Origin of the sequence: Robertkochia sediminum (assembly GCF_016786255.1) — a bacterium.
Lineage (GTDB): Bacteria > Bacteroidota > Bacteroidia > Flavobacteriales > Flavobacteriaceae > Robertkochia > Robertkochia sediminum.
The window spans coordinates 1-300 of the sequence record NZ_JADMKT010000040.1 but is presented as its reverse complement, the minus strand read 5'-3'; the positions used below and the strand labels follow the sequence as shown (position 1 = coordinate 300).

1 protein-coding gene is annotated in these 300 nt (G+C 39.7%); it reads left to right on the top strand.

Annotation, left to right across the window (positions count from 1 at the left end; genetic code table 11):
* Positions 1 to 88: 88 nt before the first annotated feature.
* Entirely contained in the window at positions 89 to 250 is a 162-nt protein-coding gene (locus tag IS446_RS00170) for a hypothetical protein (RefSeq protein ID WP_203057148.1), read from the top strand.
* Positions 251 to 300 lie beyond the last annotated feature (50 nt).

Sequence of the window (300 nt, the reverse complement as noted above, 5' to 3'; positions counted from 1 at the left end):
TGACAAAAACAAGATCGTAGTTCCTACCAACGGATAATCAAGACAACAATAACTAACACATACCTTTCTACATTTTAAAAGCACCATCATGAATAGCCTTAAAAGAACCTTCGCCTTCCTTTTCGCCACTGCCATCCTTGCACTTTCTGCTACCTCATGCTCTAAAGCCTCTGTAGCCGATGAAGATGCCCTTTACGAAACCCACCAGGGAGTTGACAAAAACAAGATCGTAGTTCCTACCAACGGATAATCAAGACAACAATAACTAACATATACCTTTCTACATTTTAAAAGCACCAT